Annotated in this window: 5 protein-coding genes; 3 read left to right on the plus strand and 2 right to left on the minus strand. The window is 62.9% G+C overall.

Translation table 11 applies throughout. The features are described 5' to 3' along the window. Complete coding sequence (locus tag K426_RS25230; protein ID WP_066563665.1) at positions 1-2,343, minus strand: transketolase; 2,343 nt, start codon at positions 2,341-2,343, stop codon at positions 1-3. 126 nt (positions 2,344-2,469) lie between these two features. On the opposite strand from K426_RS25230, the gene K426_RS25235 reads away from it, so the two are divergent. Next, the gene (locus tag K426_RS25235) at positions 2,470-2,943 is read left to right on the plus strand and encodes an Lrp/AsnC family transcriptional regulator (protein WP_066563668.1); all 474 of its coding nucleotides are present in this window, start codon (positions 2,470-2,472) and stop codon (positions 2,941-2,943) included. Positions 2,944-3,024: 81 nt separating this feature from the next. On the opposite strand, the gene K426_RS25240 is transcribed toward K426_RS25235, so the two are convergent. Further along, positions 3,025-4,365 carry an anti-phage deoxyguanosine triphosphatase gene (locus tag K426_RS25240; protein ID WP_066563671.1) on the minus strand — a complete coding sequence of 447 codons (1,341 nt, stop codon included), beginning with the start codon at positions 4,363-4,365 and terminating at the stop codon, positions 3,025-3,027. 201 nt (positions 4,366-4,566) lie between these two features. Here K426_RS25240 and K426_RS25245 point away from each other — a divergent pair, with 201 nt between their 5' ends. Then, positions 4,567-5,763, plus strand: a complete 1,197-nt coding sequence (locus K426_RS25245) for an AAA family ATPase (RefSeq protein WP_066563674.1) — start codon at positions 4,567-4,569, stop codon at positions 5,761-5,763. 59 nt (positions 5,764-5,822) lie between these two features. Next, positions 5,823-6,914: a ParB/RepB/Spo0J family partition protein gene (locus K426_RS25250; protein ID WP_066563677.1), complete on the plus strand. Its 1,092-nt coding sequence runs from the start codon at positions 5,823-5,825 to the stop codon at positions 6,912-6,914. Positions 6,915-7,299 lie beyond the last annotated feature (385 nt).

The raw sequence follows: 7,299 nt of genomic DNA on the forward strand, positions 1-7,299 counted from the left end.
TCAGTTCCCCAGAAAGAGTTCGGCAGCAGCTTCGACGATGGCGTCGCTGTCCAACCGATAGGCATGATAGAGGTCCGGCAAGTCGCCGGTCTGGCCAAAGCTATCCGTGCCGAGCGGGCTGACCCGCATCCCCTTGACGCCGCCTAGCCAAGAGAGGGCGCCGGGCGATCCGTCCAGGACCGTCACAAGCCCAGCCCCCGGGGCGAGCGCGGAAAGGAGCTTTTCGGCATGGCAAGGCGTTACCGCCCCTCCCGACCAGCGCGCCGCACGGCGTGCCGACCAACCACGATGCAGCAGGTCGGGCGAGGTGACGTTGAGCAGGCCTATGCCGGGGATGTCCTCGGCGAGTTGCTCCCACGCCGCCATCGCCTCTGGCGCGACCACCCCGGTGAAGACGACAGCGGCCTCCGCGCCCTCGGCGGGCCGTCGCAGCCAGTAGCCGCCCTTCAGCGCATCGACTTCCCAGCCATCATCGTGACGCGCGATCTGCGGGATCGACCGGGTCGAAAGGCGCAGATAGACGGAACTGCCGTCGGGCCGCTGCATATGATCGAAGGCCCAGCGCATCATCGCCGCCAGTTCGTCCGCGAAAGCCGGTTCGAAATAGGTCAGATTGGGCTGGCCCATGCCGATGAGCGGCGTGTTGATCGACTGGTGCGCGCCCCCTTCGGCCGCCAGCGTGAGCCCGGACGGCGTGCCGACCAGCAGAAAGCGCGAGTCCGAATAGCAACCATAGTTGAGCGCATCGAGGCCGCGCGCGATGAACGGATCATAGACGGTGCCGACCGGCAGCAGCCGTGTGCCAAAATGTGGCGCGGCCAGCCCCAGCGAGGCGAGCATGATGAAGAAATTATTCTCCGCTATGCCCAGTTCGATGTGCTGGCCGGCGGCATGCTGCGTCCATTTCTGCGCGGAGGGAATCTTCGCCTTGTGAAATACATCGGCCAGTTCCTGGCGGCGGAACAATCCCCGTTGATTGACGAAGGCGCCCAGATTGGTCGTCTGGGTGACGTCAGGCGCGGTGGTCACGATGCGATCCGCCAGTTCCTCGCCGGACTTGGCGAGATCGAGGAGGATGCGGCCAAACGCCGCCTGCGTCGACTGGTCGGCGCCCTCGGGCGTCGGCAGGCGCGCGGGAACAGGAACGGCAGGCGCGACCGGCTCCGGCTTCACCTTCGCGACCGGACTTCCGGCCACGAACGCCTTGAGTTCGGCTGCCGCATTGTCGCCAAGGCCGCCCCACCGCTCCCATTCCTCGCCTTCCTTTATGCCCAGGCTGGCGCGGAATTGATCCATCTGCGACGGGTTCATCATCCCGCTATGATTGTCCTTATGGCCCGCCAGCGGCAGCCCATGGCCCTTGACCGTATAGGCGATGAAAAGCGTCGGCCTGTCGTCCTGGGCGCCGTCGAACGCATCGATCAGCGTCTCGATGCAATGCCCGCCAAGGTTCGTCATCAGCCGGGCCAGCGCCTCATCGTCGAAACTGTCGAGCAGCTTCCTGACGTTCGGCTTCTTGCCGATGTCGGCGGTCAACCGCTCGCGCCAGGCCGCGCCGCCCTGATAGGTGAGCGCCGCGAACTCGGCATTGGGGCAATTGTCGATCCATTCCTCGAGCGCCCTGCCACCGGGACGGGCAAAAGCCGCCTGCTGCATCTTGCCATATTTGAGCGTGACGACCCGCCAGCCGCAGGTCTCGAAAATATCATCGAAGCGGCGGAACATGCGATCCGCCGTCGTGGCGTCGAGCGACTGGCGATTATAGTCGACGATCCACCAACAATTGCGAAGATCGTGCTTATACCCCTCGATCAGGCATTCATAGATATTGCCCTCGTCAAGCTCAGCATCGCCCATGAGGGCGATCATCCGCCCGGCATTCTCCTCCTTCACCTGCCCATGCGCGATCAGATAATCCTGAACCAGGCTGGAGAAGGCGGTCACGGCGACGCCGAGACCAACCGATCCGGTCGAGAAATCGACGGGTATCTTGTCCTTGGTGCGGGAAGGATAACTTTGGACACCATTAAGCCCGCGAAATTTCTGCATGCGCTCGAGGGTCTGATTGCCGAGCAGATAGTGGATGGCGTGCAGGACCGGACCGGCATGCGGCTTGACTGCAACCTTGTCCTGCGGACGCAGCGCATAAAAATAGAGCGCCGTCATGACCGCGGTCAGCGACGAACAGCTCGCCTGATGGCCGCCTACCTTCAATCCGTCGCGCTTGGGGCGGATGTGATTGGCATTGTGGATCATCCAGGACGACAGCCAGAGAAGGCGCGTCTCCAAATGCTCCAGAGCGCTGACCGTGTCATGCCGTGAATGGGAAATTGTCGAATCCATATGCTGTGCCCCGATGTGAGAGAAAAGGCATAGCGTAGGAAAACGGGGCATGTCCTTGCGAAGAATTGCTGTATCCGAATTCACTTTAGCTGATTATGCTTGTTTTTAGATTTTTGGAGACAGAATATGCCCTATGTGGAAATGGACGCGCTCGATTTCCGAATTCTCGCCGAACTCCAGGCCAACGGTCGCATGTCGAATCAGGAGTTGTCGGAAAAGGTGGGCCTTTCCCCCTCCCCTTGCTTGCGGCGGCTTCGGCACCTGGAGGATCGGGGTATCATTTCGCGCTATGTTGCACTGGTGGATCCCGCTGCCGTCGGTTTGTCGGTCACGGCGTTCGTCCGCGTTCGCCTCGACCGGCAAGATGACAAGCACCTCGAAATTTTCGAGAATATGGTCTCGGGTTTTCCGGAAGTCATGGAATGTTACCTGATGTCCGGAGACGCCGATTATCATCTGCGCGTACTGGTAGGATCTTTGAGCGAGTTCGAAACATTCCTCAGGGCCAAGCTTACCAAGATCGCGGGTGTGGCCGAAGTCAAGACAAGCTTTGGCTTGCGCCAGGTGGTTTATCGAACGGAATTGCCGGCGCAGGTTTAACAGTCTCTTTGGGTCGGAACATCACCCGATACAAGATCCTGTTCGCACATGGCATACCCGGCTCAGGCAGCCGTCGCGCCATCAGAACTGGTCGAAAATCGACCCCATGCGCGGACTGAAAAGCCGGTCATAGGCTTTGAGCAAGGCGCCGTCGGTCATGCCCGCAATATAGTCGCAAATGACCCTCGGCACATCCTCCCCCGCCCGGACCAGCGCCAGTTGTTCGGCGGGCAGCAACGTCTCCGGCTCCGACGCCAGAGCCTCGAAGACCGAGACGACCATTTTCTGGCCCTTGAACTCCAGTTGCTGCACCCCCGCGCTCTGGATCACGGCCCGGTAGACCGCGTTCTTGAGCGCGCCCAGGAACCGCGCCGGCCCTTCCAGCATCCCGGCCCGATAGCGGATCAGCGGTTCCTCAAATTCCTCCAGCGTTTCGATGCGGCAATGGGTGATCAGATGGTGGACCATCCGGCTGATGCAGCGCTTGCGTTCGCCGCCCTCGCCAAAGAGCGTCCCGACCAGCTTCTCATAGACATTATTCTCGGACTCGCCGGGATATTTCTGCTTCAGATGGACGAGGAAGGAGGCGCATTCCTCCTCCGGCACCAGCGAGCGGAAGGCCTCTTCGCTGATCAGGCGCAGCGCCAGCGCATCCTCCAGGTCATGGACGCCGAAACCGATATCGTCGGCCACATCCATGATGCTGCAATCGAAGGATTTATGGATGGCCTTGTGATGCTGGCCGGTCTGCGGCCGCAACGCCGTGAACGCCTCCCGGTCGGCGCTCGACAGGGGCGCCAATATCCATTGCACCACTTGCCTCTCGCTATCGAGATAGCATTTGGGCGGCTTCGATGCGGCGCGGTCGATGATGCGGATGGCGGTGGGCTTGTCGTTGAGCCGTGGCGCGCAGGCGGGATTATAGGCCTGCGAGAAGGGAACGGGATATTTGAGAACCCCCAGCAGCGTCCGCCGCATGAGATTGGCCCCTGCCCCGGCGGAGAATTTCTCCAGGCGCGAAAGGATGCGCAGGGTCTGGCCATTGCCCTCGAACCCGCCCGCCTGCCGCATGCAGTAATTGAGCGCGATCTCGCCGCCATGGCCGAAGGGCGGATGGCCCAGATCATGGGTGATGCCGATCACCTGGATCAGACTGTGGTCGGGCAGATGGGGAATGGCCGGATGGTCCGCGAAATCCTGCCGGAACTGCCGGGCGATCCCGCCCGCGATCTGGGCGACCTCCAGCGAATGGGTCAGCCGCGTCCGGTAGAAATCGCTGTCCCCCAGGTTGAGGATCTGGGTCTTGCCCTGCAATCGGCGGAAGGATGCGGAATGAATGACCCGCGCATAATCGATGTCCGCTTCGTTGCGGGCATCCTCGCTCTGCGCCTTCCAATTTTCCTGCCGATCGTACCAGCTCATATGGTGTCGTTCTCCGACGAATCCGTCTGCCGGTCACGCATAGCCCGAACGCGGCCCCTTGTCCCGGCTTGCCGGCAGAAAATGGCTTCATTATCCACCCTCGGCCCCGATCCGCATCTCAAATCCCCCTCATTTGCCAATTTGAAGGATTTATGGCACATCAATCCGGAACAAGCTTCAACTTCGCGCGTGAGGGCACAAATGAACGCAGTGGTAACCCAGATCGGGGATCTGGCGGAGGCCGGCGAAAAGATGGTCGAACGCCTGCGCCGTAAGGCTTTTCTGCCGGATAGCCGCAAGGAACTCAATATCCGCTTCGGCATTGCCGAGGCGGCGCAACTGCTTGGCTGCTCGACGAATCGGATTCGCATGGCGGAGGAGGATGGCCGCCTGCCCCCTGCCCCGCCGACCGAAAATGGACGCCGCCCCGGCTACAAGGTGGAAGAGCTGCTGAACATGCGGCAGGTGCTGGGCGCTTCGCCCGAACGCGCCCCGATGGACGTGCCCGCGATCATCGCGGTCCAGAATTTCAAGGGCGGCGTCGGCAAGTCGACCGTCACCACCCATCTCGCCCATTATTTCGCGGTCCAGGGCTATCGCGTGCTGGTGGTCGACTGCGACAGCCAGGCGACGACCACCACGCTGTTCGGCTTCAACCCGCATTTCAACATCCAGCGGGAAGAGACGCTTTACCCCTATCTGTCGATCGACCCGACACAGGTCGACCTGCTCTATGCGGTCAAGCACACCGCCTGGCCCAATGTCGACCTGATCCCGTCCAATCTGGAACTGTTCGACGTGGAATATGAGCTGGCGGCGGCGGGCAGCGACGGCGGCTCCGTGCTGGCGGCGCGCTTCCGCAAGCTGAAGCAGGGGCTGATGGACCTCGCCCGCCATTATGACGTGGTGCTGCTCGACCCGCCGCCAGCGCTCGGCACGATCAGCCTGGCGGTGATGCAGGCGGCGAACGCCCTGCTGGTGCCGCTGGCGGCGACCACGCCCGATTTCTGCTCGACCGTCCAGTTCCTCTCGATGATGGATCAGGTGATCGGCCAGCTCCAGCAGGCGGGGATCGAGGTCGACTATCATTTCGTCCGCCTGCTCTGCTCGAAATTCGACAGCAACGATCCCAGCCATTCTATGGTCCGCGCCATCATGGAACAGAGCTTCGGCCCTGCCCTCCTTCCCATCCCGATCCTCGACAGCGCTGAGATCAGCCATGCGGCGCTGCGCATGATGACGGTCTATGAGCTGGAAAAGCCGATCGGCACGCCGCGCACGCACAAGCGCTGCCGCGCCAATCTGGACGAAGCCATGGGCCAGATCGAGGCGCTGGTGCGCCAGGGTTGGGGCCGCGTCGCCCCAGCGCGGGAGGAGGACATTGTCAATGCGGCATAAAAGTCTGTCCTACACGCATATGTTCACCATATGTTCCCGATTCGGGAAAGGGGAATGTCATGGCGCGTAAACAATCCGATTATCTGGCGGCGCTTCTGTCGGACGAGCCGGAGGCGGCCACGCCCGCGCCCGCCGAGCCGGAAACGGCCCAGACGCCCGTGCCGCCCCCCTCCCCTGCCCCGGCTGCGCCCCGCCAGGACCGCGCTCGTGGCACGACCTTGCTCGGCCGCGAATCCGCCCTCGCCCGCCTCGCCTCCGGCGAAGTGCGCCAGGTCACGCAATTGCTGCTCGACCCGGCCAGGGTGCGCATCTGGCGCGGCAATGCCCGCCTTTACGCGCATCTCAATGAGGAAAATTGCCGCGAACTGATCGATTCGATCATCGCGGAAGGCGGGCAGAAGGTGCCCGCCGTGGTCCGCCGGATCGAGGATGACGCGGATCATGATTATGAAGTGATCGCCGGCACCCGCCGCCACTGGTCGATCAGTTGGCTGCGCGCGAACAGCTATTCGGACATGATGTTCGTGGCGCAGGTCGCGCAACTGGACGATGAAGCGGCCTTCCGCCTTGCCGACCTCGAAAACCGCGCGCGCAAGGACGTGTCGGACCTGGAACGCGCGCGCAACTATGCCGAGGCGCTCAAGGCCCATTATGGCAGCCACCTGACCCGCATGGCCGAGCGGTTGAAGCTTTCCAAGGGGTGGCTCAGCAAGATGATCAAGGTGGCGGGCATAGAGGACGCGGTCATCGACGCCTTCGCCTCCCCTGCCGACGTGCAGTTGAAGCCGGCCTATGCGCTGGCCCAGGCTCTGGACGATCAGAAGGCGGCGCCTGCCATCAATGCGGAGGCAGGACGCCTCGCCTCCGAGCAGCGCGCCTTGCGGGCTGCGGGCGCGTCCACGATCCCGGCGGCGGAAGTGCTCAAGCGTCTGCTCGACGCCCCACGCGTCGCGCAATCCGCGCCCAAGGACGAGCCCTTCACCTGGAACACCCGCTATGGCCGCCCGGCGCTGACGGTGCAGTCGGTCAACCGCCAGGGCATCACCATCCGCCTTCATGCAGGGTCGGGCGCGGATATGGAGACGCTGGCGACCGCCTTGCGCGACACGCTCGAACATCTCGAACGCCAGGGCATAGGACTTCAGCGCTGATGGAAAGCGGGGGGAAGGATAGAGACAGGGGGAAGGATAGAGGGCCGGTCGGGCTGATTGCCTTTCCCCTGCCCTTTGTTTCCCCGGGGAAACAGCTCCCCCCCGCCTGCCTCTCCCCCCAGGAAACCTCTCTCCCGTTTCCCCGGGGAAACACCCACCCCCGCTCGATTGGTCTACCAAACAAAACCGCCCCCTCCATGGAAATGGCGCGGCGGCCGATCATCGCGCCACCAGCCCGGCGGAACCCGCCTGCCCTCGCGCAAAGCCCCTGCCCTTCCCACTTCCTTTCCACCCCACCAACTCGTTCACGGTATCGCCCCGCCGACACCGATCCGCTTGCCTCCACCCCATGCCACGGGCTGCCGCTCATCTTCAGGATCCGCCC

The sequence above is a fragment of the Sphingobium sp. TKS genome (assembly GCF_001563265.1).
Taxonomy (GTDB): Bacteria; Pseudomonadota; Alphaproteobacteria; order Sphingomonadales; family Sphingomonadaceae; genus Sphingobium.